This window comes from Methyloparacoccus sp. NF-16 (assembly GCF_056880625.1).
The window spans coordinates 1820616-1845242 of record NZ_CP174130.1; the positions used below are offsets into that span (position 1 = coordinate 1820616).

19 protein-coding genes, 3 tRNA genes and 1 pseudogene are annotated in these 24627 nt (G+C 63.4%); 9 read left to right on the forward strand and 14 right to left on the reverse strand.

The window, feature by feature from the left end; genetic code table 11:
* Positions 1–112 precede the first annotated feature (112 nt).
* The 3 genes from ACH5N8_RS08760 to ACH5N8_RS08770 all read left to right on the forward strand — a co-directional run bounded on the left by ACH5N8_RS08760 (position 113) and on the right by ACH5N8_RS08770 (position 8095).
* Positions 113–2350: a tetratricopeptide repeat protein gene (locus tag ACH5N8_RS08760; protein WP_483281034.1), complete on the forward strand. Its 2238-nt coding sequence runs from the start codon at positions 113–115 to the stop codon at positions 2348–2350.
* Positions 2351–2642: 292 nt separating this feature from the next.
* On the forward strand, positions 2643–5531 hold the full coding sequence (locus ACH5N8_RS08765) for a discoidin domain-containing protein (protein ID WP_483281035.1): 2889 nt from the start codon (positions 2643–2645) through the stop codon (positions 5529–5531).
* A 128-nt stretch (positions 5532–5659) separates the two neighbouring features.
* Positions 5660–8095: a phosphoketolase family protein gene (locus ACH5N8_RS08770; RefSeq protein ID WP_483281036.1), complete on the forward strand. Its 2436-nt coding sequence runs from the start codon at positions 5660–5662 to the stop codon at positions 8093–8095.
* A 936-nt stretch (positions 8096–9031) separates the two neighbouring features.
* On the opposite strand, the gene ACH5N8_RS08775 is transcribed toward ACH5N8_RS08770, so the two are convergent.
* Positions 9032–9343: a delta-60 repeat domain-containing protein gene (locus tag ACH5N8_RS08775; RefSeq protein WP_483281037.1), complete on the reverse strand. Its 312-nt coding sequence runs from the start codon at positions 9341–9343 to the stop codon at positions 9032–9034.
* A gap of 137 nt (positions 9344–9480) precedes the next feature.
* Here ACH5N8_RS08775 and ACH5N8_RS08780 point away from each other — a divergent pair.
* Together ACH5N8_RS08780 and ACH5N8_RS08785 are read left to right on the forward strand one after the other, a co-directional pair.
* Positions 9481–9813: pseudogene (locus ACH5N8_RS08780) on the forward strand (histidine kinase); the annotation flags it as partial.
* A 10-nt stretch (positions 9814–9823) separates the two neighbouring features.
* Positions 9824–10006 (forward strand): ATP-binding protein, encoded by a 183-nt coding sequence (locus ACH5N8_RS08785; protein WP_483281038.1) that lies wholly within the window; start codon positions 9824–9826, stop codon positions 10004–10006.
* On the opposite strand, the gene ACH5N8_RS08790 is transcribed toward ACH5N8_RS08785, so the two are convergent.
* The 4 genes from ACH5N8_RS08790 to ACH5N8_RS08805 all read right to left on the reverse strand — a co-directional run bounded on the left by ACH5N8_RS08790 (position 9981) and on the right by ACH5N8_RS08805 (position 12891).
* Positions 9981–10148 carry a hypothetical protein gene (locus ACH5N8_RS08790; RefSeq protein ID WP_483281039.1) on the reverse strand — a complete coding sequence of 56 codons (168 nt, stop codon included), beginning with the start codon at positions 10146–10148 and terminating at the stop codon, positions 9981–9983. The genes ACH5N8_RS08785 and ACH5N8_RS08790 overlap by 26 nt on opposite strands.
* Before the next feature lies 1 nt (position 10149).
* Positions 10150–10641, reverse strand: coding sequence for a response regulator transcription factor (locus tag ACH5N8_RS08795; protein WP_483281040.1), 492 nt, complete (start codon positions 10639–10641; stop codon positions 10150–10152).
* 100 nt (positions 10642–10741) lie between these two features.
* The gene (locus ACH5N8_RS08800) at positions 10742–12112 is read right to left on the reverse strand and encodes an FAD-dependent oxidoreductase (protein WP_483281041.1); all 1371 of its coding nucleotides are present in this window, start codon (positions 12110–12112) and stop codon (positions 10742–10744) included.
* Positions 12113–12117: 5 nt separating this feature from the next.
* On the reverse strand, positions 12118–12891 hold the full coding sequence (locus ACH5N8_RS08805; RefSeq protein ID WP_460028652.1) for a c-type cytochrome: 774 nt from the start codon (positions 12889–12891) through the stop codon (positions 12118–12120).
* Between the two features lie 241 nt (positions 12892–13132).
* On the opposite strand from ACH5N8_RS08805, the gene ACH5N8_RS08810 reads away from it, so the two are divergent.
* Positions 13133–14197, forward strand: coding sequence for an AI-2E family transporter (locus tag ACH5N8_RS08810; protein WP_483281042.1), 1065 nt, complete (start codon positions 13133–13135; stop codon positions 14195–14197).
* Positions 14198–14251: 54 nt separating this feature from the next.
* Here the strand turns inward: ACH5N8_RS08810 and ACH5N8_RS08815 are convergent, their stop codons facing one another.
* The 9 genes from ACH5N8_RS08815 to ACH5N8_RS08855 form a co-directional block, all read right to left on the reverse strand.
* A complete protein-coding gene (locus ACH5N8_RS08815) occupies positions 14252–16126 on the reverse strand; it encodes a SurA N-terminal domain-containing protein (protein ID WP_483281043.1) in 1875 nt (624 codons plus the stop codon).
* Positions 16127–16236: 110 nt separating this feature from the next.
* Positions 16237–16313 (reverse strand) — tRNA-Asp (locus ACH5N8_RS08820).
* Positions 16314–16317: 4 nt separating this feature from the next.
* A tRNA-Val gene (locus ACH5N8_RS08825) sits at positions 16318–16393 on the reverse strand.
* 11 nt (positions 16394–16404) lie between these two features.
* A complete protein-coding gene (locus ACH5N8_RS08830; protein ID WP_460028655.1) occupies positions 16405–16677 on the reverse strand; it encodes an HU family DNA-binding protein in 273 nt (90 codons plus the stop codon).
* Positions 16678–16902: 225 nt separating this feature from the next.
* Positions 16903–19323 (reverse strand): endopeptidase La, encoded by a 2421-nt coding sequence (lon, locus tag ACH5N8_RS08835; protein WP_483281044.1) that lies wholly within the window; start codon positions 19321–19323, stop codon positions 16903–16905.
* Positions 19324–19463: 140 nt separating this feature from the next.
* Positions 19464–20744, reverse strand: a complete 1281-nt coding sequence (gene clpX, locus ACH5N8_RS08840) for an ATP-dependent Clp protease ATP-binding subunit ClpX (protein ID WP_483281045.1) — start codon at positions 20742–20744, stop codon at positions 19464–19466.
* A gap of 69 nt (positions 20745–20813) precedes the next feature.
* Positions 20814–21443 carry an ATP-dependent Clp endopeptidase proteolytic subunit ClpP gene (gene clpP, locus ACH5N8_RS08845; RefSeq protein ID WP_460028658.1) on the reverse strand — a complete coding sequence of 210 codons (630 nt, stop codon included), beginning with the start codon at positions 21441–21443 and terminating at the stop codon, positions 20814–20816.
* Between the two features lie 27 nt (positions 21444–21470).
* A complete protein-coding gene (tig, locus tag ACH5N8_RS08850; protein WP_483281046.1) occupies positions 21471–22799 on the reverse strand; it encodes a trigger factor in 1329 nt (442 codons plus the stop codon).
* Between the two features lie 134 nt (positions 22800–22933).
* A tRNA-Leu gene (locus tag ACH5N8_RS08855) sits at positions 22934–23018 on the reverse strand.
* A gap of 218 nt (positions 23019–23236) precedes the next feature.
* Between ACH5N8_RS08855 and ACH5N8_RS08860 the strand changes: the two genes are divergently transcribed.
* The 3 genes from ACH5N8_RS08860 (at position 23237) to ACH5N8_RS08870 (ending at position 24627) form a co-directional block, all read left to right on the forward strand.
* Entirely contained in the window at positions 23237–23851 is a 615-nt protein-coding gene (locus tag ACH5N8_RS08860) for a class II aldolase/adducin family protein (protein ID WP_483281047.1), read from the forward strand.
* An 82-nt stretch (positions 23852–23933) separates the two neighbouring features.
* Positions 23934–24131: a hypothetical protein gene (locus ACH5N8_RS08865; RefSeq protein WP_483281048.1), complete on the forward strand. Its 198-nt coding sequence runs from the start codon at positions 23934–23936 to the stop codon at positions 24129–24131.
* Between the two features lie 61 nt (positions 24132–24192).
* A complete protein-coding gene (locus ACH5N8_RS08870) occupies positions 24193–24627 on the forward strand; it encodes an RDD family protein (protein ID WP_483281049.1) in 435 nt (144 codons plus the stop codon).

Here is a 24627-nt window from a genome sequence, read left to right on the forward strand (position 1 = left end):
TGTAGCCCATGCCAGCAGCCCGGGGTCCGCGCGGCCAAGCCAGTCGAAGGATTGGCCAATCAGCGCGAGGCATCGATTACACCAAGCATCGCCACGTTTTCAGGACATCAGCATGAAGTTTAGCCGTCAGCAAGTCCTCGGGATTGCGCTGTCACTGGTGGTGGGTATCGCCCTGGTCATGGTGCTTGGGTGGCCGGGACGCGGGAAAGCTCCGCCGCCGGCGGAAGTGGCTGACAACCCCCTGCCTCCGGCGCATTTTGTGGGTCGTGCCGCCTGCGCCGGCTGTCATGCCGAGCAGGAGCGCCTGTGGCAGGGCTCGCATCACGACCTCGCCATGCAGGAGGCCACTCCGCAAACGGTGCTGGGAGATTTCAACCATGCCGAATTCAGCAAGGACGGCGTTGTCTCCCGTTTCTTCCGGCGTGAGGGCCGCTACTGGGTCCATACCGATGGGCCGGATGGCCAGATGACCGACTTTGAAATTCTCTACACCTTCGGCGTGACTCCGCTCCAGCAGTATCTGGTGGCCCTGCCCGGTGGCCGTTTGCAGGCACTGTCGATTAGCTGGGACAGCCGGCCCCAGGCGCAAGGTGGTCAGCGCTGGTTTCATCTCTACCCGGACGAAAGGATCGATCACCGCGACGAGTTGCACTGGACCAAGCTGTCGCAGAACTGGAACTTCATGTGCGCGGAATGCCATTCCACGGATTTACGCAAGAACTACGATCAGGCCAGCCATGGCTACCGGACCACCTGGGCCGAGCTCGACGTGAGCTGCGAAGCCTGCCACGGCCCGGGTTCCCAGCATGTCGTCTTCGCGGAAAAGCAGCCCGGCCATGACCGGATCGCCCCGGAGACGCTGGGCCTGACCCACCGCCTGGACGAGCGCCGGGGTGTCAGCTGGCCCATTCAGGCCGCCTCGGGCAATGCCACCCGCAGCAGCCCCCGCACCACGACCCGGGAAATCGAGACCTGTGCCCGCTGCCACGCGCGGCGCGGTCAGTGGTTCGGGGATTACGAACCAGGCCAGCCGCTGATGAACACCCACCTGCCGGCATTGCTGAGGGCCGGGCTCTATCATGCCGACGGCCAGATCGACGGGGAGGTCTATGAATATGGTTCCTTCCTGCAAAGCCGCATGTTCCAGGCCGGGGTCACCTGCAGCGATTGCCATGAGCCGCATAGCCTGAAGCTGCGCGCCGAGGGCAACGGCGTGTGCCTGCAATGCCATGGGGCGCAGCAATATGCCAACGAACAGCACCACTTCCATCCGGCCAGTTCGGCGGGCGCGCAGTGCGTCGCGTGCCACATGCCGGCCAAGAACTACATGGTCGTCGACCCGCGCCGGGATCATGGCTTCCGGATTCCGCGCCCCGATCTCACGGTAAAAATCGGCACGCCGAATGCGTGCACCGGCTGCCATGCCGACCGGTCGCCCGCTTGGGCCGCGACGGCCTTACGCCGGAAGCTGGGCCGCGAACCCCGGGGTTTCCAGAACTATGCGGAAACCCTTCATGCCGCCCGGAGCGGGGCTGCGGACGCCGAAAGCCGCTTGACGGCGTTGTTACAGGACGACGCCCAGCCCGCCATCGCCCGCGCCACGGCAGCGGCCGAACTGGGCCGACGCTTGAGCCCCAATTCCCTGGCCCCGCTGGTGCAATCGCTCTACGATGACCATGCACTGGTGCGCGCGGCGGCACTGGAAGCGCTCGACCCCATCGCGCCCCAGCAACGCTGGCAGGCCGCGCATCGCCTCTTGACCGACCCTGTGCGCGTCGTTCGGGCGCTGGCCGGGGCAACGCTGAGCGGCGTTCGCTCGGAGGCCATGCCGGCCGCAGAACTGGCGGCTTTCCAGAAGGCCAGTGGCGAATATCTCGCCGCCCAGCAGTTCAATGCGGACGAACCCGGTTCCCAGGTCAACCAGGGGAATTTCCACACGGTGCGGGGCGACCTCGCCGAGGCCGAAAGCGCCTACCGCGAAGCCCTCGCGCTCGATCCCGGCTGGGTGCCGGCCTATGTCAATCTCGGCGATCTTTACCGGCGTGAGCATCGGGATACCGAGGGTGAAGCCCTCTTGCGAGAGGGCCTGGCCAGGCAACCCAAGTCGGCCGCCCTGCAGCACAGCCTGGGGTTGCTCCTGGTGCGGCAGAACAAACTTTCGGAAGCGCTACCGGCACTCCAGAGGGCGCTCGACCTGGCACCCGGCGATACGCGCTTTCGCTATGTCTACGCCGTTGCCCTGCATTCGGCGGGCAAGACCCGCGAAGCCCGCAGGGTCGTGCAGGCTGGACTGAAAGGAACGCCCGGTGACCCGGGTTTGCGTGAATTGGCCGCGGCATTGGGCCGTTAGGCAACGCCAATAAATGGCGCACCGTCGAGCTGACCCTGGAGACCACCCGCGGCATCATCGACAGCCTCGGCGAGGCGTGCCGCATCACCGGAACCTGGCTGGAAATCGGCTACACTTTTGAATCGCTCCGCCGGCGGCCGGACATGCAGCAGGCCGAACAGAGCCTGGTCGCCACCATCCAGCGCTACCGGACCAGGCGGCGGCCGGGTCGTCAATGCGCGGCGCAAGGCCGAATCGCCGCGGCCGCGCGAGGCGAGCGTCTTCCCCTGATTCACCTTTGGCGAGGCAATCCATGCGCATCCCGGCAAAAACCCGATGGCGGATCACGGCCAGCAGCGGCGATGCCCGCCCGGCGATCGACGATCTCTATGCGACCGCCTGGGTCTCCGACCCCGCGACGACGGCCTGGCTATGCATCGACCTGGGCGAAACGGTCACCCTGGGCGGCATCGAGGTGTACTGGGGACGGCACTGGGCGGATGTCTACGGCTTCGAGACCTCCCTGGACGGTGAGGAGTGGACGCCGCTCTGCAGCACCGCCCATGGCGAGGGTGGGCAGAACGTGTTCGCCTTCACGCCGGTGGAAACCCGTCACCTGCGCTGGTCGGACGCCAGCGCGATGCCGGCGCAGGCACTGGAAATCGTCGAGATCAACCTCTACGCGCCCGGGGACGCCATGTCGGTGCGGGAACCGGGCTGTCTCTCCGCCCTCGGGCAGGCGCCGGTGACGCTGGCGGCCGGCGACAGCATCACCGTCGATTTCGGCTATCCGCGCCTGCCGCTGGGCGCGCTGATCGACTGGGGCGACAGCTGGGGGACGGTATTCTCGGTGCACCTGTCCGACGACGGCGAGACGTTTCGTGAAGTCGGCCGCATCACCACCAGCCACGGGGATTACGACAATTTCTACTGGCGCTCGACCGTCGCCCGCTACTTCCGGCTGACGGTCCACGCGGCAAGCACACCGGCCGGCGCCATCATCGACGAACTCAAGCTGCGCCTGCTCGACAAGGACCGCATGCCGATCGGGCAGCTGGAGCGGGCCGCCGCCGCGGGTCGCGGCGAGCTGTATCCGCAGGCCTTGCTGGGCCGGCAGGTGTACTGGACGGTGCTGGGTGAGCCCGGCACGGATGCCGAAGCCCTGTTCGACGAGTATGGCAACCTCGAACCACGGCTCAAGGCTGGGCAGCTGACGCCACTGCTGCGGCTGGAGGGACAGCTGCATGGTGCCCCCGCCGCCGGCAACCTGCGCCATTCCCTGGCCGAGGGTGCATGGCCGGTCCCGAGCGTCGCCTGGACCTGCGGCGACATCGATGTCGAGGCCAGCGCCCTGGCAGAGGACGGATCGGCCCTCGTGCGCTACCGGCTGCGCAACACCGGCTCCTGCCAGCGGCGGGGGGCGCTGGTGCTGGCGGTCCGGCCGGTGCAGATCAACCCCTACTGGCAACACGGCGGTCATGCCGTCATCCATGCCGTCGCCCACGAGGAACGGACGGTCCGCGTCAACGAGCAGCTCTACGCGGTCTTTTCGCGCGCTCCCGACGCCGCGACGCTGGCCGACTTCGATCATGGCGATGTCGTCCGCCTCATCGGGACAGCGGCCCAGCCATCCCGCAATCCGCTCATCTCCGGCTCGGGCCTGGTGAGTGGCGCCTTCGAGTTCGCCTTCGAGCTGGCGCCGGGTGCCAGCACCGAGGTCGTCGTCGCCCTGCCCATGGGCGAGAAGCTCGCCGCCGTGCCGATCGACGACTTCGATGCGCGGCGGGCAGCGGTCATCGGCGCCTGGCGCGCAAAACTCGGGCCGCGCCGCATCACGGTGGGCGACCGGGATGTCAGCGAGACGGCCGAGGCGCAGATCGCCCTGATCCTCGTCAACGCTACCCGCCATGCCTTCAAGCCCGGCCCGCGCCACTACGATCGCACCTGGATCCGCGACGGCGCCTCGCAGGCGCTGGCGCTGCTGTGGGCTGGCCTGATCGACGAGGCCCAGCGCTATGTGCTGTGGTATGCGGCGCGCATCTACCCGAGCGGTCTGGTACCGCCGATCCTCAACCCGGACGGCAGCGTGAACCGGGGCTATGGCAGCGACATCGAATTCGACGCCCAGGGTGAATTCGTCGGCATCGCCGCCGACACCTACCGGATCGGCCGCGACCGGGATTTCCTCGCCGCCATTTTCGAACCGGTGGTGCGGGCGACACGCTTCCTCGACGAACTCTGCGCCCGCACCAACGCCCTGCACGGTCCCGCCAGCCGGTTCCACGGTCTCCTGGCGCCGTCCATCAGCCATGAGGGCTACAACAAGCCAACCTACAGTTACTGGGACAACTTCTTCGCGCTCAGTGCCTGGCGAAACTGCGCGTTTCTGGCCAGGGAAATGGGCGACAGTGCGATCGCCGCCGAAGCCGCCGCCAAGGGCGAGGCCTTCGCCGCAGGGCTGGGCCGATCGATACGTCTGACCGCCGCAGCCATGCCCAACGACTTCATCCCGGCCTCGGCCGACCGCGAGGATGTGGATCCCACCGCCACCGCCATCGCCTTCGAACCCTGCCGGGTGGCGGATGTGCTGCCGGCCGAGCGCCTGCAGCCGACCTACGACGACTACCGCAGGCATCTGGCCATCATCGCCGAACCCGGCTTCGACGGTGGCTTCACGCCCTACGAGATCCGCAACCTCAACGCCTTCGTGGCGCTGGGGCGCCACGAGGATGCCCGTGCGCTGCTGGAACAGGCGCTGAGCTGGCGCCGACCGCCCGGCTGGCGCGGCTGGGCGGAAGTGGTCTGGGGCAACCCGCGGGCGCCGGAATACATCGGCGACATGCCGCACACCTGGATCGGCGCCGAATTCTTCACCGCGATCCGCCGCATGCTGCTGCGCGAGAACGGTACAACCCTGGAGCTGTTGTGCAGCGTGCCGGACGCCTGGTGGTCCGGCGACGGCATCCGGCTGCACGAGCTGCCGACGTCTTTCGGGCTGGCCACGCTCACCGCCACCCGCGAGCGCTCACAGGCCTGCATCGAGCTGTCGCTGGGCGGCCCGCTCCCGGAACGGATCGTGGTTCGTTTCCCGGGAGCCCGCAGGGCCTGGGCGGATGGAAGACCTTGCGCGATGGATGGCGAGACGATCCTGGCACCTGCCGACCTGCGCCGGCTGGTGATCGACCGGGCGCCACCGCCCTGAACGTCGACGCGCCACCGCCGCCCGAACACGGACCCCGTGGGTGACCCCGGCACGCGGCGCCCTTGTCACATTGCCATGCCAGAATGCCCCCCGACCGATCATCCAGACCACTGCCCGGAGGAACCATCATGTCGGAAACCGCCTTGCCCCATCAGGACAACGACGAGATCAGCAGTTTCGGCCCCGCTCGCAGCACGGTGACGGGCGCTCCGCTGAGCGCCGCGGAACTGGCCCGGACCCATGCCTTCTGGCGCGCCTGCAACTACCTGGCGCTGGGCATGATCTATCTCCAGGACAATCCGCTGCTGCGGGAGCCGCTCAAGCCGGAACACATCAAGAACCGCCTGCTGGGTCACTGGGGCGCCAGCCCGGCCCTGTCCTTCGCCTGGACTCACCTGAACCGGGCGATCCGCCAGTACGATCTCGACGCCATCTTCCTGGCCGGTCCCGGCCATGGCGCGCCGGGCGTGCTGGGGCCGGTGTATCTGGAGGGCAGCTACTCGGAAATCTACCCCGACAAAAGCCTGGACGAAGAGGGTCTGCGCGCCTTCTTCAAGCAGTTTTCCTTCCCCGGCGGCATCGGCAGCCACTGCACGCCGGAGACGCCGGGCTCCATCCACGAAGGCGGGGAGCTGGGCTATGTGCTGTCGCACGCCTGCGGTGCGGCCTTCGACAATCCGGACCTGATCGTCGCGGCCGTGGTGGGCGATGGCGAGGCGGAGACCGGCCCGCTGGCAACATCCTGGCACATCAACAAGTTCCTCAATCCCATCCGCGACGGTGCGGTACTGCCGATCCTCAATCTGAACGGCTACAAGATCAACAATCCCACCCTGCTGGCCCGTATCGGCCATGAGGAACTGAACAGGCTGCTGGAAGGCTATGGCTGGACGCCGCTGTTCGTCGAGGGTTCGGAGCCGGACAGCCTGCACCAGGCCATGGCCGCCACCCTGGACCACGCCATCGGGCGCATCCGCGCCATCCGGTCGGAAGCCCGGGGCGCGGACACGGTACAGCGTCCACGCTGGCCGATGATCGTGCTGCGCACGCCCAAAGGCTGGACCGCGCCGGCGACGATCGACGGCCACAAGATTGAGGGTTACTGGCGCGCGCACCAGGTGCCGATGGCCGATGTCAAGCGCAATTCCGAGCACCTTGCCCTGCTGGAAGCCTGGCTGAGAAGCTACCGGCCGGAGGAACTGTTCGACGCCGATGGAGCACCGGTGGCCGCCATCCGCGCGTATGCGCCAAGCGGCACGCGCCGCATGGGCGCCAACCCGCACGCCAACGGCGGCCATCTGAAGAAGGCGCTACGGCTGCCCGATTTCCGCGATTACGGCATCGAGGTGCCCGAGCCAGGCCGGATCGAGGCGGAGAACACCCGGCCGCTGGGCGTGTTCCTGCGCGATGTCATGAAGGCGAACGGGCACAATTTCCGCGTGTTCGGCCCCGACGAGAACACCTCGAACAAGCTGAACGCCATCTACGAGGTCTCGAAGAAATTCTGGATCGAAGCGTCGCTGCCCGAGGACGCGGATGGCGGCGAGCTGGCCCGCAATGGCCGGGTGATCGAGATGCTCAGCGAGCATACCCTGGAGGGCATGCTGGAAGGCTACCTGCTGACGGGGCGGCATGGCTTCTTCTCCACCTACGAAGCCTTCGTGCATGTCATCGATTCGATGTTCAACCAGCACGCCAAGTGGCTGTCGATCTGCAACCAGCTGTCCTGGCGCGAGGAGATCGCCTCGCTCAACCTGCTGATCACCTCCACGGTGTGGCGCCAGGATCACAATGGCTTCACCCATCAGGACCCGGGATTCCTCGATCTGGTGGTCAACAAGAGCGCCGAGGTCACCCGCATCTACCTGCCGCCGGATGTGAACTGCCTGCTGTCGGTGGCCGACCATTGCCTGCGCAGCGAGAACTACGTCAACGTCATCGTCTCGGACAAGCAGAACCACCTGCAATACCTGAGCGTGGAAGACGCCATCATCCACTGTACCAAGGGCATCGGCATCTGGGACTGGGCCAGCAACGATGCCGGCGTGGAACCCGACGTGGTCATGGCCTCGGCCGGCGATATCCCCACCAAGGAGGCGCTGGCAGCCACCGCAATGCTGCGCGAGGCGTTCCCCGAGCTGCGCATCCGCTTTGTCAACGTGGTCAACCTGTTCAAGCTGCAACCGGCCTCGGAGCATCCGCACGGCCTCAGCGACCGCGATTTCGACAGCCTGTTCACCGTGGATAAGCCCATCATCTTCAATTTCCACGGCTATCCTTGGCTGATCCACCGCCTTGCCTACCGGCGCACCAACCATCGCAACCTGCACGTGCGCGGCTACAAGGAAAAAGGCAACATCAATACGCCGCTGGAACTGGCCATCAACAACCAGATCGATCGCTTCAGCCTGGCCATCGACGTGATCGACCGGGTGGAGAAAATCCGCGTGGCCGGGGCGCATGCCAAGGAGAAGTTCCGCAACCAGCAGCTGGCCTGCCGTCACCATGCCCACGAGCACGGCATCGACCTGCCGGAAGCGGCCGGTTGGCGCTGGCCGGGCTGACATAACATCCTGCGGGCGGGCATATATTCCCGAACTCCACGACGACGGGCATGCGATTTCGGTGCTGTGGGCCGAACCGATCATGCCCGTCTGCGCTCGCCTTCCCCGGGCGAGGCGGGTGCCGGACTTTCCCGGCCTGTGTTACCATTCAGCGTTTTATGTCTTTCATTGGCAGGTCGGAAGGCATGATCGGGCGCCCGGCATACCTTCATCAGCGCTCAGGATTCTTGCCATGCCCGCCTGACCGAATGCGGGGGGAACAGATCCGGAGCGATGACCAATCCCGCCACCCGACGCCGCCCTCCCCTGTGCCCGCCAGCAGGCCGAGCCTGTCCAGCCCCGATGGCGAAACCGGTAGACGCAAGGGACTTAAAAAATCCGTCTTGTCAAGTCTTTTCTGCTTGCACCACTGCCCTGGAAGGCCAATAGTGACAACGGCTTGCGAGCACCGCCTGGTGGTCAGGGGCCAACTTGGGAGTCAGTCGAGAGAGGTAGGAGTTTTCAGCGCATCGCGCTACGCCCGAGTGGTGAAATCGGTAGACACAAGGGACTTGAACAATTTGAGCCCTCCGGGGGAAACCCCAGAGGTGAAGCCCGTCAAAGTCGGCGAACGCCCTGGATGCCTTGGCATCCGAGCCAACGCCGAGCCAAGCCCAAGCCGTCCAGCTGGGAAGGTGTAGAGAGCAGACGGCGGGCACCTACGGCCGCAAGGCTATGGTGAAGGCGTGCTCCAGACCACGAACAGCGCACGCGCTGGCGGCGAAAGCCGAAGTGGTAAGAAAATCCCTCGCCGAAAGGCGTGCCGGTTCGATTCCGGCCTCGGGCACCAATCGAAAGTCCTAGGGCATCCTGGGCAATCCATGAAACCCGCGAGTTGCGAGGCTTCGCGGGTTTTTTGTGTCCACCGTGTTCGGGTAGTACCCGATTATAAGGCCTCTATCCGATGCGAGTTCCTACGCTTCTGCTGGGCATTGAGGCCAGCACGGTCAGGTCGCGGGTTTTCTTGACGGTGTGATCACCGCCGATGACGATCTTGCCGTCCCCCTGGATGGCCACGGCATTGCCAAAGTCCTTGCCCTCGCCCAGCGAAATGCTGACGATGCCATGGGGGGTACCGTCGTCATTGCCGGCGCCGAAGCTTGGGTCCAGGCTACCGTCGCTGTTCAGACAGAGGGCGGTAACATCATAGGTGTTGCCAACCGTGTGGTCGCCGATCACGATGATCTTGCCATCGGCCTGCAGGGTCACATCTAACGCCATTGATGTGATTGCCCAGAATTTGCAGTTGGATGGCGAGCAGACGACGTATCGGAAGCGGCAAGAGCACTACGAGAAATTGCAAAGGGCCAGCGACCGCTTGACCAGTCTTTTGGATACCTACCTGGATGAGGATCGTTTCAGTCTGCTGCACGAAGGACCACACACGCTATCGACGCTGCTATCCCGGTGAGTTGCTGGAAGACGCTGCCCGGGCGGGACAGATTCTGGCCCGGGGGCATACGATCACGGTCAGTCACGAAAACCTGCCAAGGCATTTCACCTGCGATCCCGACCTGGTACGCCTGACCTTGCGAGTTTTGGTGGACAACGCCCTCAAATCCACCGAACCCGGAACCCGCGTGCAGTTATGCGGGGGCAGTGACGCGCGGGGAGTTTGGCTGGAAGTCGCGGACCACGGCAGGGGCTTGGTGCCAGGTGAGGAGGAACGATTTTTCGAACCCCATTTTCGTGGCCCGAGGGCAAGCCGGCACGGGGCTGGGACTGTCGCTTGCCCGGCGCATCACCGAACTGCAGGGCGGCACGCTGACCGGGAATGCCCGCCCCGATCATGGCTGCGTGTTCCGCTTATGGTTGCCGATGCGGTCCGTCAGAGCATCAGACCGACCTAGGTCAGCCGCAGTGGCTCGCTGAAGCTGTAGCCGCGCCGATGCTGGGTCTTCAAGGGCAGATCGGTGCCGCATGCTTTCCGCCAGCGCTGCCGCAGACGGCTGATAGCGAGATCCAGCCGGCGCAGGCCGAAATCCAGCCAGTCATAACCCCAGGCTTCGATCAATTCATGCTTGTTTACCTACTGGGCCGAACTCGCGGCGAGCAAGCGGAACAGAACTGGTTTCGAACGGATTCAGCAGCAAGCTATGAGCCCCCGGATCGCTTAGCACATGCGTTTTGGGGTTGATCTGCCAACCGACCCTGACACGACGCAGCAATGCCAGAATGATGGCTTCCAGTTCCAGCAGCCTGAAGGGTTTGACAAGGTAGTGATCGGCGCCGCCGCCAAGACCGGTCAGCTTGTCCTGCAAGGTACCCCTCGCCGTTAGAAGGACAATGCCGGTGGCCGGATCGGATGCCCTGAGCCGCGAGACCGCCAGGAATCCCTCGCCATCCGGAAGGTTGACGTCGATGATGGCGACATCGGCCCAGCCGACAACCGGCCAGAACTCCCTCAGGCTGCCCGCTTCGGCTACCGCATGCGAGCGACCGCGGAGGAAATCCGAGAGCTCCTGACGGTAATCGACCTCGTCTTCCAGCAATACGATAGTGGCCATCTCGAGGTGGGGGGAACCTTGGGAACATCCTGAACGGTCCGGTCTCTTCCTGCCGGCCTAATCGCCTTGACACAGGGAGCCCCCGGAAACAGCTTGTATTCTAGGCAAACGTATCCGCCATGAGTGTGTTGAACCAGACCTGCATGTCCTTGTAGCTCCCTGTGGTGGCCGAGGTCGCGGCGATCGGCGTGCCATTGTTGTGGAAAGCCGGGACGACCATCGTTCCGCTCTTGGGCTCATACTGGTAGACGGCCGACAGCCAAGTGGCCCGGTCGGCCGTAATCGGCGTATAGCAGGCCGAGTTGGTGACCGGTGACGGATTCAGCGGTTTGTTCTGCAGGATACGCAAGATCGCATCGGCGCAGGTCTTGCCCTGCTGGTTGCCGATGTGTCCGGCCTTGGGCTGGGTGGTTGAACTGGCGTCGCCAATGACATGAATGCCCGCGCCGGGTTTCCGGGTTGCCTCGTAGCTGAGCATGTTGACCGGAACGGTGCGTTCATTGCTGGGAGGTGTGGAATCGTACAAGCCCGCCGTTTCCAGCATGGCGGGAGCGCGTTGCGGCGGAATGGGGTTGAGCACGCCGGCCATGATAGCGGCCTGCGCGATTCCGCCCTGTCTGAAGTCTACCTTGCGGGAATAGCTGTCGATGCCGGTGATCTCGCAGTTTGACCGGTAATCGACGACGTACCCATAGGCACCACCGAAGGCCGCCAGGAAGTTGTTCTTCTCGACCAGTAGGTCGGGGTTGGCATCGAGCACCACGACCTTGCTGCTGACATGATTGGTGCGGAGCCAGTCGGCGATGACACAGGCCCGTTCATAGGGCCCGGGTGGGCAGCGGAAAGGCGCCTTGGGGATGGTGATGACGACATCGCCCACGCGGGCTCCGGCCTTGAGCTCCAGCAACTGGTTACGCAGCAGCTCGGTTTGCGGACCGGCTTGCCAGGCATGCGGCACCAGCGTGTTGTACTCGTCCTGATCGCTCATGCCCGGCATCACGTCAAACTCCAGTCCCGGCGCCAGCACCAGCCGGTCATAGGAAATATCGCCCCCGTTCTGGCGGCTGACCTGCTTGCCGGCGGTATCGATGGCAATCACCGTATCCTGGATCAGCGAGACACCATAATGATTCACCAGTGTGCTGTAGGCATAGCTGAGCTGGCTCATGGGGAGCTGCCCGGTCAGCACCTTGTTGCTCATGATGTTCGAGGTATAGCGGCTGGCTTTTTCGATCAGCGTGACATTGACCCCGGTGCCACCCCAGAGGCGCAGGTACTTGGCCAGTGTTGCGCCGGCCATGCCGCCGCCGACGATCAGCACCTGGCCGCGGATGCCAGTGTTGGTCGGCACGGGGAACAACCGGGAGCCTTCGCCGAACGCGTTGTCGTCATCGGCCCGCAGCAGACCGGGGACGGTCAGAAGCCCCAGGCCGCCGGCGGCGATGTTTCCAAGAAATGTACGACGATCCATGATGGTTACCTCTGATTGGCCAGATACTTGGCAATGGCCCGCAGTTGCGCCTCGGTGTAGCCCCTAGTATGGGCCGCCATGATGCCGTCGGCATCCTCTTGCCCGCTGGCATACTCGGCGAGCTCATTGAAAATTTCGGCTTCCGTTTCACCGAGCAATGCCTCGAAACCGCCGCTGCCGTTGGTTCCGTGGCACTGGAAGCAGTTGCTCGCCAGCAGTCGGCCCTCAGTGTTGTCGGTCACCCCGCCGCCACCGGCGGCGGTGACGGTCACATTCACCGTGCGATTGGTCTTCGCGTCACGGACGGTGACCTTGGCGCTACCCGCGGCGACGCCCTGGACAAGGACGGCCGTGCCATTCACCGTGGCCCGCGCCACGCTGGCATTGGAACTGGAAGCCTGCACCGTACCGTTCGGGTTGCTCACCGTCACATTCGCCGACTGGCCGGCGACCAGGCTGAGCGATTCCGGCGACACGGCCATGGGTGGTGGATTTACCTTGACCTGCAAGGTTTTCTTGCCGCCAGTGTCTTTGACGGTTACGGTAGTGCTACCAACCGTCAGGGCCGTCACGGTAATCCTGGCGGAAGCCAGCTGAGCCGATGCAATACCCGGCTTTGAGTTCTGAAGCGATAGCGAGCCCCTGATGTTGCTGACGGTTACCGTCGCGACTTGCCCGGGAATCATCGTCAACGATGAAGGCGAGAGGGAAGCGGCCGCGGCCGGCTCCATCAATGGAAGTAGGCTGAGTAGCCCTATCAATTGGTTACGAATGTTCACGTCTGAGTCTCTCTCGATGCCTGATCTACCCGGGGTACCGTTGAGCGGGCCGGTTTACTGGAGCATCAAAATATTAGCAAATAATGAAAATCTGAGACAGGCAGACGCTTTTGCAAAAGGCCTTGCACAAAACCTCCTGCCGTGGATGGATAGGCCTGCACAAAGCCGATCGCTTGCGGGCCAATCCGGCAATCCGGAAGGCAGCAGCCTTCGAACTGAAACTGACCAGCCTTGAGGATTTATGCGACTGAAAAGCCTGTTCACCGGTGGCTTCCTGACCGAACGCGTCGTCCTGCTGGCGCTGGTGGGTGGCCTGGGATACGCCTGCCTGACGATCGTCGCGCCTTTCGTTCCGCCGTTCATCTGGGCGATGATCCTGGCCCTCTCGACCTGGCCTTACTATCAGCGGCTCACGTCCTGGCTGGGAGGACGCCGCAAGCTGGCCGCGCTGCTGCTGACCGGTGTGCAGTTGCTGATCTTTGTCGTGCCGACCATCATGGCGCTGACGGCCCTGACCAATCATGTGCCCAACCCCGAGGCGACCTACGAGGCGGTCGATACCTGGCTGAAAGGGGAACCGCCCGACTGGCTCACCAACCTGCCATGGGTCGGCGAACGTCTGGATGCGGATTGGCGCGAGGGCAAACTGTTCAGCCTGCTGGAGCCTGGCCGGCTGCGTGCGGCGCTGACCACTGCCGGCAAATGGCTGTTGCAGGAGAGCGCGAACCTGGCGCTCAATATCCTGACCGTCGTGCTGGCGGTGGCGATGGCCGGATTGCTCTATTCGAACGGCGAAAAGGGTGCGGTAGTCGCGGAAAAACTGGCTCTGCGCATCGGCGGTGAAGCCGCCGTGCAGGCCTTGCGCACGGCAGCGAATACCGTGCGTGGCGTATCCCTGGGCATCATCGGAACGGCGTTGATCCAGGCGCTGCTCTCCGGCATCGGCTTTGCCCTAGCGGGACTGACGGCCGCCCCGGCGCTGGGCCTCGTCTGTTTTCTGGCAGCACTCCTGCAGATCGGCACCGGTATCGTCTGGATACCCGTGGCGGCCTGGCTGGCCCACATCGATCAGAATGCCTGGGCGGTTTTCACCGTGGTCTGGGGTATCGCAATCAACCTGATGGATAATTTCATCAAGCCCTACTTCATCGGGCTGGCCAGCCCGCTGCCCTTCCTGCTGATCATGGTCGGCGTGGTCGGCGGGTTGCTGGCCTGGGGCTTCGTCGGCATTTTCCTGGGCACCACGCTGTTGGCGGTGGCCTACACGACATTCTTCGGCTGGCTGGAACGACCATCGGATGACTGAGCGGCGGTCAGGCGGGTGGGTCCGGGTGTCGGCCCCACCCTGAAATACGCCGCGTCAGTCCTTCTGCTCAATCTTGACGTCCGCCAGCTCACGCAGGCGTTCGACGAAAGCGCCGAATTCCTGCTGGCCACCACTGCGCAGCAGGAACTGGCCAGCCGACTCCTGCTCTTTCAGGTCGCTTGCCGCTACCGGACCATCCTTCACCGACGAGATGGCGTAGACGAAAATGCTGCCATCGGCGAGTGCGACCTCGCCCGGTGTCACCACGCCGGGCGCGGGGCGTGCCGCCGTGAAGGCCGCCCGCACCAGCTCCGCCGGCAGCTGATCGTTGTCACGACGGATGAAACCGGCGTGGACAGCCGTGAGCCCCGAACTCTTGGCGGCCTCGTCAAGCGACTTGCCCTCGCGCAGTTGCTTGAGAAGCTGCTGCGACTGGGACTGGGCCAGCTTGCGCGCCGCCTCGTCACGCAGCCGGGCCAGAATTTCGTCCCTGACTTCGGCAAGGGGTTTGTCCGCGGCTGCCTGATGCTCCCTCACCCGCAGGACCACGGCCTTCTCGTTGCCCAGTTCCACCGGATCGCTGTTGCGACCGCCAAGCACATCTTCGCTGAAGGCCGCCTTGCGAATGGCCTCCTCGGTTGCCAGCCCCTCGCCCGCATCGCGCGTGAACAGACCGGTCTGCTGAACCTGCAAGCCGAGCTGTTGCGCAGCCTGCTCCAGACTGCCGGGATGCTCGAAGGTAATTTCGGCCAGCTTCTGGCCTTTCTCGTAGAAAGCCGTTTCGGCACGATTGCGCTGGGTCGCCTGCCGCAATTCCTCGCGCACCTCATCGAAAGGCCTGATCCTGGCGGGCACCCATTCGGTCAGCTTGATGAGGTGATAACCGAACGATGTCTTGACCGGCGCCGAAACCTCGCCAGCCTTGAGGGCTTCGGCAGCCTTGGTGAAGGTTTCCTCCTGGGCGCCTGACTCCAGATAGCCGAGATCACCGCCTTTCTTGCCGGAGACGGTATCGCTGGAGAGTTCCTGGGCCAGCTTGGCGAAATCCTCGCCCTGGACCAGCCGCTCGCGGACAGCATTGGCCTTGTCCTGGGCACGCCTGTCGGCAGCCTCGTCCGTCCCGTCCAGCGTGATCAGGATATGGCTGATCTTGCGCCGCTCCGGAGTGCCATAGCCGGCTTTCTGTTCCTCATAGAGTTTCTGCAATTCCTCGTCGCCGACCTGGATATCCTTGGCCAGGTCATTCAGGCCGAGGGCAAGGTACTCGACCGATACACGCTCGGGACTGCGGAATTCCTGCCTGTGACGCTCAAAATAGGCGTTGATCTCCGCATCGGTGAACGTCTGCGCCACTGTGGGCAGCGCGATCTTGGCGTAGTCAAGTTGCCGCTCCTGTCCCTTGAGGCGCATCAAGGTCTCGAGTTCCCCCTTGGTGACGAACGCGCTGTCGGCGATCCCTCGCTGGAACTGCTCCGTGATCAAAGCGCGCCGGATCTGCGCGGCAAACTGTTCGGGACTCACGCCCTGCGCCGCCAGCATGACCTTGTACTTGTCCTTGTCGAACTTGCCGTCGGTGAGAAAGTACGGCAGGCTCTGGATGAAACCCCTGGCCTCGACATCGGAAACGACCAGGGCGCGCTGCTCCGCGCTCTGGGCGATGACTTCCTGGCTGATCAGGCGATCAAGCGCTTCGCGCCGCAGTTGCTTCTCGTCGAAATCGTCGATCCCGACCAGATTATTGAGGCTCTGCTCATAGGCGCGGGTTACCTCGCGGTCGAAGATCTCGCGGTCGCCAACGGTGGCCGCCGGCTTCTCCTTCCCCGTGTCGATGTAGTTCTGGATTCCCCACAGCGCGAAAGGAACGCCGATGACTATCAGTAACACCCAGGCAAAAATACCCTGCGCACGATCACGAATCGCTTGGAGCATATCGGTTAACCTTGCAACGAAATGTTGATGACCTCCTGACCGGGCTGCGAGGACACGGGCAGGATAACGGACAAAAAAAACCCCGCTTGTGAGCGGGGTTTCTGACTTAGTGGCGGAGCGGACGGGGCTCGAACCCGCGACCCCCGGCGTGACAGGCCGGTATTCTGACCAACTGAACTACCGCTCCGAAATGGTGGGTGCTGTAGGGATCGAACCTACGACCCTCGCCTTGTAAGGGCGATGCTCTCCCAGCTGAGCTAAGCACCCTGGAAAGACGCTTAGTTTACAGCATCCTTCAGCGCTTTGCCAGCCTTGAATGAGGGAATTTTTGCAGCGGCGATGGTGATGGTCTCGCCGGACTGCGGATTACGACCCTGGCGGGCAGCGCGCTCCTTGATCTGAAACGAGCCGAAGCCAACCAGCGACACCGTATCGCCCTGCTTCAGGGCCTCGGTGATGGCATGCACCATGCCATCCAAGGCTCGGGTAGCATCCGCCTTGGTCAGGTCAGCCGCATCGGCGATCGCTTCAATCAATTCAGCCTTGTTCATAGTTCCCCCCAGGAGGTTTAAAAAATCGTTCCGGAGCCCCTAAGGCTCCACAAGTATCGAAAACGTTCGCCGTTGTCCGCAATAGCTTCCGCCGACAGCGGCCGGGCAATTTATCAGCCCGGGAAAACCCATGTCAAGGCACGGATGGCGCGGGCTCCGCCGGTTTTCAGGACCGTCCCGAAGCCATGGCGGACCGGCAAAACCATCCGCGCCGCGCGCTCATGCTCAGTGCGCGACCACCGGCGTCTTCAAGCCCGTCGCCTTGCCGACAGCCGTTGCATCGGCAACTGGCGCGATCAGCGGCTCCGGCATGCGCTGCAGGGCGTAGGTCAGCACGTCATCGATCCAGCGTACCGGCACGATATTCAGGTTTTGCTTGATATTCTTGGGAATATCATTGAGGTCTCGCTCGTTTTCCTTGGGAATCAACACCGTGGTGATGCCGCCCCGGTGCGCGGCCAGCAGCTTTTCCTTGAGTCCCCCGATCGGCAGCACCTCGCCCCGCAGGGTGATTTCGCCAGTCATCGCTACGCTTGACCGTACCGGGATACCGGTCAGGGCCGAAACCAGAGCCGTGCACATGCCGATACCCGCGCTCGGCCCATCCTTGGGCGTGGCGCCTTCGGGGACATGGATGTGGACATCCTGCTTCTGGTAGAAGGCGGGATCGATGCCCAGCGATTCGGAACGCGCCCTCGCCACGGTAATGGCAGTCTGGATCGACTCCTGCATGACCTCGCCCAGCTTGCCGGTATAGGTCTGCTTGCCGGTTCCCGGCATGACGACCGCTTCGATGGTCAACAATTCGCCGCCCACTTCGGTCCAGGCGAGCCCCGTGACCTGGCCAACCTGATCGTTCTCCTCGGCCTGGCCATAGCGGAAACGGCGAACACCCAGGTAATCCTCCAGGTTACGCGGGGTGACATTGACGCGCTTGGCGGCCGGCTTCAGCAACAGGCCCTTGACCACCTTGCGGCAAATCTTGGCGATATCGCGTTCCAGGTTGCGGACGCCCGCTTCCCGCGTGTAGTAGCGGATGATGTCGCGCACGGCAGACTCGGTGATCTGGATCTCGCTGTCCTTGAGACCGTTGTTCTTGATCTGCTTGGGAATCAGATAACGCAGGGCGATGTTGATCTTCTCGTCCTCGGTGTAACCGGCCAGGCGGATCACCTCCATGCGGTCCAGCAATGGCGCGGGAATGTCCAGCGTATTGGCTGTCGCCACGAACATCACTTCGGACAGGTCGAAGTCAACCTCCAGATAGTGATCGTTGAAGGCATGGTTCTGCTCGGGATCCAGCACCTCCAGCAAGGCCGAAGCGGGATCGCCACGAAAGTCCATGGCCATCTTGTCGATCTCGTCGAGCATGAACATCGGATTGCGGGTCTTCATCTTGCTGAGGTTCTGCAGCACCTTGCCCGGCATGGAACCGATATAGGTCCGACGATGGCCGCGGATCTCGGCCTCGTCGCGGACACCGCCCAGCGCCATGCGCACATACTTGCGATTGGTGGCACGCGCGATCGACTGCCCGAGGGAGGTCTTGCCGACACCGGGCGGGCCGACCAGACAGAGGATCGGGCCCTTCAGCTTCTTCACCCGCTGCTGGACGGCCAGGTACTCGAGGATGCGCTCCTTCACCTTTTCCAGCCCGTAGTGTTCGGCCTCAAGAATTTTTTCCGCGTGGGCCAGATCATGGTTGACCTTGCTGCGCTTCTTCCATGGCATGCCGACCATCCAGTCGATGTAGTTCCGTACCACGGTGGCCTCGGCCGACATCGGCGACATCTGCCGGAGCTTGTTCAGTTCGGCCTCGGCCTTGGTCCTGGCCGCCTGGGGCATGCCGGCCTTGGCAACCTTGTCCGCCAGCTCGTCGAGCTCGCTCGGTGCATCGTCCATGTCGCCGAGTTCCTTCTGGATCGCCTTCATCTGCTCGTTCAGGTAGTACTCGCGCTGGTTCTTCTCCATCTGCTGCTTCACGCGGCCACGGATGCGCTTTTCCATCTCCAGCAGGTCGACCTCGCCCTCCATCAGGCTCATCAGACGCTCCAACCGCTCGGTGACGCGGGAGGCTTCCAGGATCGACTGCTTGTCCTCGATCTTGATGGTCATGTGTGCGGCGATAGTGTCCGCCAGGCGCACCGGGTCGTCGATGCCGGCCAGGGAATTGAGCACCTCCGGCGGAATACGCTTGTTCAGCTTGACGTACTGGTCGAAGGTACCGATGACGGTGCGCATCATGACGTCCATTTCCTGCTCATCGGTACCAAGCTCGTCGGCCAGGGGCGAGGCCGAGGCCAGCAGGCAATTGTCGACGTCGTGGAAATGCTCGACCCGGCTGCGTTCGGCACCCTCGACCAGCACCTTGACGGTACCGTCGGGCAACTTCAGCAGCTGCAGGATGTTGGACAAGGTGCCCACCCGATAGAGATCATCGAACCCCGGATCGTCGACCTCGGCCTCCTTCTGCGCCACCAGCAGGATCTGCTTGCCGTCGCGCATGGCATTGTCGAGCGCCAGAATCGATTTTTCGCGGCCCACGAAGAGAGGGATGACCATGTGTGGATAGACCACGACATCGCGCAGCGGCAGAACGGGAATCAGTCGTTCCGCCTGGAGGGTTTTGGTCACTTGGTTGTCCATGTGCGTATCCCGGAATCTGGAAATCTGGTTGAGACAGGTTGAGGATATGGTTCGGGAATCGACCAATACAAGGTTTTTTGACACCTTGATGTAAAAAAACCCGCCGCAGCGGGTTTTCTCTCGGACAGATCAATCGGCGCTCAGTCGGCAGCCACCGCGCGCTGCTTGTCCTCGCTCTCGTAGATCAGCAGTGGGGTGGCCTCACCCCGGATCACGTTATCATCGATGACGACCTTGCGAATGCCCTCCGCGGACGGCAATTCGTACATGGTATCGAGCAACGTGTGCTCCAGGATGGTGCGCAGACCGCGGGCTCCCGTCTTGCGTTCCATGGCCTTGCGGGCGATGACATGCAGGGCCTCATCGCGGATATCCAGTTCGCAGCCCTCCATTTCGAACAGCTTCCTGTACTGCTTGACCAGAGCGTTCTTGGGCTCGCTGAGGATGCGAACCAGCGCCTCCTCGTTCAGTTCCTCAAGCGTGGCCACCACGGGCAGACGGCCGACAAACTCCGGAATGAGGCCGTACTTGATCAGGTCCTCGGCCTCGACATCGGCCAGGATCTGACCGACGTTGCGCGACTCATCCTTGCTTTTGACATCGGCTGAAAAACCGATCCCGCCCTTCTCGGAGCGGGCGCGGATCACCTTGTCCAGTCCGGCGAAGGCACCGCCGCAGATGAACAGGATATTGGCGGTATTGACCTGCAGGAATTCCTGCTGCGGATGCTTGCGCCCGCCCTGCGGCGGTACCGAAGCCACCGTGCCCTCGATCAGCTTGAGCAAGGCCTGTTGCACGCCCTCGCCCGACACATCACGAGTAATGGAGGGGTTGTCCGACTTGCGCGAAATCTTGTCGATCTCGTCGATGTAGACGATGCCGGATTCGGCCTTCTCGACGTCGTAATCACACTTCTGCAGGATTTTCTGGATGATGTTCTCGACATCCTCGCCCACGTAACCGGCTTCGGTCAGGGTCGTAGCATCGGCGATGGTGAACGGCACATCGAGCAACCGCGCCAGCGTCTCCGCCATCAGCGTCTTGCCGGAACCGGTCGGGCCGATCAGGAGGATGTTGCTCTTGGCCAGCTCGACGTCGTTCTTGCGGGCATTGCCCTGCACTCGCAGGCGCTTGTAATGGTTGTAGACGGCCACCGACAGGGTACGCTTGGCCTTTTCCTGGCCGATCACGTACTCATCGAGCACCTGTTTGATTTCCTTGGGTTTCGGAAGCTTGTCGGTACCGCTGCTGGCGGTTTCCTGCAACTCCTCGCGGATGATGTCGTTGCAGAGCTCCACGCATTCATCGCAGACGAAAACGGACGGGCCGGCAATCAGCTTGCGAACCTCGTGCTGGCTCTTGCCGCAGAAAGAGCAGTACAACAGCTTGCCGTTGTCCTTGCCTCGCTTGTCATCGCTCATGGAGCACCTCGTTGTGAAACTGGATGATTCCCGTGGGGGGCGGGCTGGCCGCCAGGGGCGGCGGATCGATCAGGCAACCCGGCGCTCCAGCACCTTGTCGATCAGGCCGTAATTCACCGCATCAGGGCCGCTCATGAAATTGTCGCGGTCGGTATCGCCGGCGATCTTCTCGATGGGCTGCCCGGTATGGTGGGCGAGGATGCGATTCAGGCGATCGCGTACGGCGAGAATCTCCCGGGCATGGATGTCGATGTCGCTGGCCTGTCCCTGGAAACCGCCAAGCGGCTGATGAATCATCATCCGCGAGTGCGGCAGGCTGTAGCGCTTGCCGGGCGCGCCGCCGGCCAGCAGCAGCGCCCCCATGCTGGCCGCCTGGCCAATGCACAGGGTGCTGACATCCGGCTTGATGAATTGCATGGTGTCATAGATCGCGAGACCGGAGGTCACCACCCCGCCCGGGGAATTGATGTACAGGTGAATGTCCTTGTCCGGATTTTCCGATTCGAGGAACAACAGCTGGGCGATGACCAGATTGGCCATGTAGTCCTCGACCTGGCCAACCAGAAAGATGACGCGTTCCTTGAGCAGCCGGGAGTAAATGTCGAAGGCGCGTTCGCCCCGCGCCGATTGCTCGATGACGACCGGAACCAGCCCGGTGGCCAGCGTCTCCTCCGCGATCGACTTCTTGTCATGAAACATGCTGCGGTTCCTCTTGTGTATGGCGGATCAGACTTGTCCGGGCGCCAGATTACCACCCGTCGCGGCCAGCATGAGCGCCTGGAAGTCAATGGTCTCTTCCTGGGTCTTGCCCTTTTCCAGCACCAGATCGACGACCTGGTCCTCGACGGCCATGTTCTCGATCTCCCGCAGTCGCGACGGATCGGCGTAGTACCAGCGCACGACCTCGTCGGCATCCTCGTAGCTGGCCGCCAGATCCTCGACCGCGGCGCGTACCCGTGCCGGATCGACCTTGATGCCATGGGCATCGATGATCTTGCCGAGAATCAGGGCCAGCGCAACGCGGCGGCGCGCCAGCGGCTCCAGCTGGGATTTCAGGCCTTCCTCGTCGAGCGCCTGCTTGTGCTTGCGGGCCGACTCCCGATAGGGCTTGATCAGATCGTTCAGTTCATCCTGCACCAGCACCGTGGGCAGCTGAATGGCATTCTTGTCGAACAGCTGGTCCATCACCGAGCCCTTGGTCCGGGATTTCAGTGCCCGGCGCATCTCGCGCTCCATGTTGACGCGGATGTCGGCCTTGAAATCCTCCAGGATGCCGCTTTGGATACCGAAAGACTTGATGAAGTCGGCATCGACCTCCGGCAGTACGGACACCTCGACGCCCTTGACCGTGATCGAGAAATGCCCGGTCTTGCCGGCCAGTTTCTCACCCGGATACTCTGCGGGGAAGTCCAGCTCGAAGGCCAGCTCATCGCCCGCGCGAGTACCGATCAGCCTGTCTTCGAACCCCGGAATCATCTGCCCCGAACCCAGGATGACGGGGAAATCCTCGACCCGGCCATTGGTGAAGGATTCACCCTCGTGCGTGCCGTCGAAAGCAATGATCACCCGGTCGCCGCTGGCGGAGGGACGTTCGGCGGCCTGCCAGGTTTTCCGCTGTTCGCGCAGGCGCTGGATCATGCCGTCGACATCGTCCTCGCCGACACTCGACACAAACCGCCTCGCCTCCAGGGTCTCCAGCGGCATCGGCACAAACTCCGGCAGGATTTCGAAGCTGGCCTCGTACTCCAGCCCCTCGCCCTCGTCGGCCTTGTTGGCCTGGATATGCGGTGCGCCGGCGGGATTCAGCTTTTCGCTGCGGACGGCATCGTAGAAGCTGGATTGGATGAGATCGGAGAGCACTTCCTCGCGGACCTGCTGGCCATAGCGTTTGCGCACCACCGTCGCCGGCACCTTGCCGGGACGGAAGCCGTCGATCTTGACCTTGCTTGAGAGGGACTGCAACCGGGATTCGACTTGCTGCCGGATCTTCTCCTCCGGCACGGTTACGGTCATTTTCCGGCTGAGTTCGGACGTCGCTTCAACAGACACTTGCATGTCGCAGTCACCTCAAGGATTGAAAAAATGGATGGAATATTCGGTACGGACCATCATGCGCCGCGCGACTTGCGCAAGCCCACGCCGCCGGCAGCGGAACACGGGGGTCGACAAGATGGCCTGCTGCGGGGGTCTGGTGCGAATGGGGAGACTCGAACTCCCACGGGTTGCCCCACTGGAACCTAAATCCAGCGCGTCTACCAGTTTCGCCACATTCGCCTGATGCGTCCCGACAGCTCCCCGGATGGGAGCCGTCGGTGGGATGGGATTGGGGTTCTGCCTGAGCGGGCAGGCCGATCGCGGTCCTGCAAAACATCCGGCTATTATAAAGCTAAGGATATTTTTTTCACGCCCTATCTCTCGGCCATCCCCGCCGGCGGACGCGGCCAGGCGACGGGGACTGTTGCCCAGCCGGCCAGCGCCGGGACATCAAGACCATGGAAACCGAAGGCGTCATCCAGTTCGAGCTTGACTTCCGACTCACCGCCCCACCGGCGGCACGGCTGATCAGGGAGCTGGAATCGTGGCGCCGCCTGTTGTTCCGGCTGGGTCTGACCGGACAGGATCCCAGCCGTTATGGTGGACTCGCCTATGGCAACGTGAGTCGGCGGCTGGCCCGGCGGCAATTTCTGGTCAGCGGCACCCAGACCGGCATGCTGGCCCGGCTGGAAACTCGACACTACTGCGTGGTGGAGCGCTGCGAGCCGGCCGACAACCGGATCGTTGCCCATGGCCCCATTCAGCCCTCTTCCGAGGCCATGACCCATGCCGCCGCCTACGCGGCATCGCCGACTATCGGCTGGGTGCTGCACGTACACTCGCCAGAGCTATGGGAACATGCCAACCGGCTGGGTCTCGCCATGACTGGGCCATCGCTGCCCTACGGCACCCCGGGCATGGCGGCAGCCGTAGGCAATCTGCTGGCCGCGAACCCTGCGCAGGTCATCGCGATGGGTGGCCATCGGGACGGACTTATTGCCACCGGCGATACCATCGAGAATGCCGCGCTACCGTTGCTGAAGCTCCTCGCCGCCGCGCTGTACCTGGCGTGATGGCGCCCCGGACAGGCCGCGGCAGCCATCGCATCCTATAATGCGCTGCACCCTCCACCCCCATGCCAAGCGGGAGACACTCATGACATTCAAGGCGAAGCTGGACACGATGCTTTCCTATCCGTTGCAGACCAGCCTGTTCGTAGCCCTGTACTCATTGCTGCTGTTCCTGCCACTGATTCGCCCCCCCATCGTCCTGAGCATCATCCTGGTGACGGCGCTGGTCTATCTGTCGATGTTCTTCGGCGCCCTGTTCTCACGGGATCGCTCTCCCGACTGAAGCGATGGGCAGAAGACGCCACCCGGCCGCGAGAGGCCGCCGTCCGCCTACCGGAGCAACCGTGGCATCGGGTACACCCGCCGGTCTGCTCCGCCGGCTGGCGGCGCTGCTCTATGACTGGATTCTGCTGGTGGCGCTGTTCTTTCTGCTAACGGCAGGGCTGCTGGCCTTTCGGGGGGGCGCCGCCTTCGCCCCGCACGACCCCTTTTATCTGGCCAGCCTGCTGCTGACGGGCATTCTGTTCTTCGGCTGGTTCTGGATGCACGGCGGACAGACCCTCGGAATGCGTGCCTGGCGCCTGCAACTGGTAAGCCAGTCGGGTGACCGCCTGACCTGGTTGCAACTTGTCGCGAGATGCGGAACAGCCATGCTGGCCGCGGGATGCCTGGGCCTCGGCTACCTATGGATGCTGATCGACGGTGAGTCCTGTTGCTGGCAGGACCGGATTTCAGGAACGCGGGTCATCTTCCGGCCCGGCATGGGAAAAGGGGCATGA

Coding starts and splice junctions, on each gene's coding strand:
- ACH5N8_RS08815 (WP_483281043.1), bottom strand. CDS start 16,126: ATGCTCCAAGCGATTCGTGATCGTGCGCAGGGTATTTTTGCCTGGGTG.
- lon (WP_483281044.1), bottom strand. CDS start 19,323: ATGGACAACCAAGTGACCAAAACCCTCCAGGCGGAACGACTGATTCCC.
- ACH5N8_RS08800 (WP_483281041.1), bottom strand. CDS start 12,112: ATGGATCGTCGTACATTTCTTGGAAACATCGCCGCCGGCGGCCTGGGG.
- ACH5N8_RS08795 (WP_483281040.1), bottom strand. CDS start 10,641: ATGGCCACTATCGTATTGCTGGAAGACGAGGTCGATTACCGTCAGGAG.
- clpX (WP_483281045.1), bottom strand. CDS start 20,744: ATGAGCGATGACAAGCGAGGCAAGGACAACGGCAAGCTGTTGTACTGC.
- ACH5N8_RS08865 (WP_483281048.1), top strand. CDS start 23,934: ATGACATTCAAGGCGAAGCTGGACACGATGCTTTCCTATCCGTTGCAG.
- ACH5N8_RS08860 (WP_483281047.1), top strand. CDS start 23,237: ATGGAAACCGAAGGCGTCATCCAGTTCGAGCTTGACTTCCGACTCACC.
- ACH5N8_RS08830 (WP_460028655.1), bottom strand. CDS start 16,677: ATGAACAAGGCTGAATTGATTGAAGCGATCGCCGATGCGGCTGACCTG.
- tig (WP_483281046.1), bottom strand. CDS start 22,799: ATGCAAGTGTCTGTTGAAGCGACGTCCGAACTCAGCCGGAAAATGACC.
- ACH5N8_RS08770 (WP_483281036.1), top strand. CDS start 5,660: ATGTCGGAAACCGCCTTGCCCCATCAGGACAACGACGAGATCAGCAGT.
- ACH5N8_RS08810 (WP_483281042.1), top strand. CDS start 13,133: ATGCGACTGAAAAGCCTGTTCACCGGTGGCTTCCTGACCGAACGCGTC.
- ACH5N8_RS08765 (WP_483281035.1), top strand. CDS start 2,643: ATGCGCATCCCGGCAAAAACCCGATGGCGGATCACGGCCAGCAGCGGC.
- clpP (WP_460028658.1), bottom strand. CDS start 21,443: ATGTTTCATGACAAGAAGTCGATCGCGGAGGAGACGCTGGCCACCGGG.
- ACH5N8_RS08760 (WP_483281034.1), top strand. CDS start 113: ATGAAGTTTAGCCGTCAGCAAGTCCTCGGGATTGCGCTGTCACTGGTG.